Source organism: Klebsiella sp. MS 92-3, from assembly GCF_000195655.1.
GTDB lineage: Bacteria > Pseudomonadota > Gammaproteobacteria > Enterobacterales > Enterobacteriaceae > Klebsiella > Klebsiella pneumoniae.
In genome coordinates this window covers 103,307-105,660 of sequence record NZ_GL882806.1, presented here as the reverse complement: position 1 = coordinate 105,660, position 2,354 = coordinate 103,307, and the positions used below count along the sequence as shown (strand labels likewise).

At 64.2% G+C, this 2,354-nt stretch carries 3 protein-coding genes; all 3 read right to left on the bottom strand.

Features of this window, described 5'->3' with window-relative positions; all coding sequences use genetic code 11:
- Nucleotides 1-412 precede the first annotated feature (412 nt).
- Entirely contained in the window at nucleotides 413-1,372 is a 960-nt protein-coding gene (locus HMPREF9538_RS14120) for a YbgA family protein (protein ID WP_004178436.1), read from the bottom strand.
- The gene (locus tag HMPREF9538_RS14125; protein ID WP_004177586.1) at nucleotides 1,369-1,920 is read right to left on the bottom strand and encodes a DUF3833 domain-containing protein; all 552 of its coding nucleotides are present in this window, start codon (nucleotides 1,918-1,920) and stop codon (nucleotides 1,369-1,371) included. The genes HMPREF9538_RS14120 and HMPREF9538_RS14125 overlap by 4 nt, the downstream gene beginning before the upstream one ends.
- Nucleotides 1,917-2,354, bottom strand: a 438-nt coding sequence (locus HMPREF9538_RS14130) for a hypothetical protein (RefSeq protein ID WP_009485064.1), incomplete at its 5' end; no start/stop codon positions are given. The genes HMPREF9538_RS14125 and HMPREF9538_RS14130, both read right to left, overlap by 4 nt.

The following is a 2,354-nucleotide window of genomic DNA, read 5'->3' as shown; positions in this document are numbered from 1 at the left end:
GCGCTTCTACGTGACCGGCGGCCAGGTGGACAACGAGCATACCGCGAAGGTTAACGGCACCCAGGACCAGCAGCTGGATTCGCTGAACGTCGGCGGGATGTTTGAGGCGTGGTTCTGATGCGATAGCGTTGTCGAAGGAGCGTTCCCGGCTGGCGCTACGCTTAGCCGGGCTACAACTGATGCGCTCCATTTATGCCGGATGGCGGCATACATGCCTTATCCGGCCTACGTTCCTTCCTGCGGGCTCCCCCCAGGACCGGCAAGCGCAGCGCCGCCGGGCGGTCAGGCTCCATACCTGCGGTAGTGCCGGATGGCGGCATAAATGCCTTATCCGGCCTACGTTCCTTCCCGCAGGCTCACACTCCCAGGCCCGCGCAAGCGCAGCGCCGCCGGGCAGCTGGCCCATCTCCCTTCAGTTCACCGTCAGGCGCAGGGCCAGATCCTGCGGGTAGGGGTCAAAATAGTTCTGCGCCTGCAGGTAGCGATCCGGATACTCGGCCAGATAGTGCTTAAGCAGCGTCAGCGGGGCGAGGATCGGCAGCAGCCCGGCGCGATAGTTGAGGATCACCTCCCGCAGCTCGCCGCGCTGGCGGCTGTTCAGCTGGTCGCGAAAATAACCCTGAATATGCATCAGCACGTTGGTGTGGTTTTTCCGCGAGGCGGGCTGCTTGAGGATCGCCATCAGCTTCTCGCGGTAAACCTCGAAGAACGCCTCCAGATCCTCCCATTCATGCAGCGAGGCGACGAACGGGCCGATCTCCCGGTAGCCCGCCTGGTGATGAGCCAGCAGTTGCAGCTTGTAGCGGCTGTGAAAGGCCAGCAGACCGTGACGGGTCAGGCCGCGGGCGCGCAGGGCGTTGAGTTCATGCAGGGCGAAAACGCGCTCGACAAAATTCTCCCGCAGCAGCGGATCGTGCAGCCGGCCATCCTCTTCCACCGGCAGCCACGGGTAGCGCGCCATCAGGGCGCCGGTAAACAGCCCCACGCCTTCCTTACGCCCGCGATTGCCTTTTTCGTCATACAGCCGCACGCGCTCCATCCCGCAGCTCGGCGATTTGGCGCAGACGATAAAGCCCGACAGCTCGCCCAGGGTTGCGAGGTGGGCGCTGGCGAAATCAGCCATCTTCTCCGTCACATCCTCGTGCGGGGCGTGGCTGAAGCGCATGCGGATCTCCCCGACCGGGGTCTGCACCAGGCGGAGCGCCGGGCGGGGAACGGGCAGGCCGATCGCCATCTCCGGGCAGACGGGTTTAAACGCCACCCACTGCGCGAGCTCATCCATCACAAAGCCCATACGCTTATGCCCGCCGTCGAATCGCACGGCTGAGCCGGTTAAACATCCGCTGATCCCAATGACAGGTTGCGTGTTCATGGCGCTGTCCTCTCTTCTGCTGTGGTTCGGGTAAAGAAAAGGGTCACGGTGGCGACCGTAATGCCGAATTTCTTCATCTCGGTTTTGTTAAATAAATGGCTGCCGTCCTGCAGGAACATCCAGTCGTCAAAGTGCAGCAGCCACCGGCTGCCGCTGGCCTCGACGTTCATGCTGTAGCGCCAGTGAAAGGCATTGCCTGCCGCCTGGCCGCTGGCCACGCCTTCGATATCGCCGGCGGTGCCCTGATAACGGTTATCGCCGGTGCGGCGAATGCGCCATACCCGCTGCTGCTTCTCGCCGTCGTCATAGACAAAGCGCTCATGGAGGGTCAGGGTGTCGCCGACGACGTCGCCATCGATCTCAACATGGAAGCGGCGCAGCTGCTTGCCGCTGCGATCCTGCACCATCCCCCACGCCTCGGTTCGCCCTTGAAAATAGTGAAAGATGTCGAGGGCGGGCTGCTGCTGCCGGTACTCCGTGACCTCGGTGCTGCAGCCGGCGAGGATCAGCATCAGCAGCGCCAGGCCAAGGGTCAGAATGCGTTTCATGGTGTACCTCCGATCAACTGCTGACGCAGTTCGGGATAAGTGGTGCGCGGATCGAGCCAGATGGCGAGAAAGCGGGTGCTGAACGCCGCCGACTGGCGCGGGCCGAGCGGGGTAAAGGCGGTCTGCGCGGCGCTGGCGCGGTACCAGAACTGCCCCTCGCCGCCGCTGACCACGAACGCCAGCTGGCTGCCCGGCGCGACGTCCGGCCAGATCCCCTGCAGCATGCGTAGCCAGGCTTCGCTGCGCGGTTCCTGCTGCAGAATGCCCTGCGCCTGCCACTGGTCGCGGGTGGCCTCCACCAGCGCCTCGCGATCGATGTCGCGCCGGTAGGTGATGATCAGCGCCCGATCCTGCTGCGGGCCGTCATACCGGCCATTGGGCGTACGCAGCTGCGAGTGATAGACGGTGAACGGCCCCCAGGTGAGGGTCGCCCC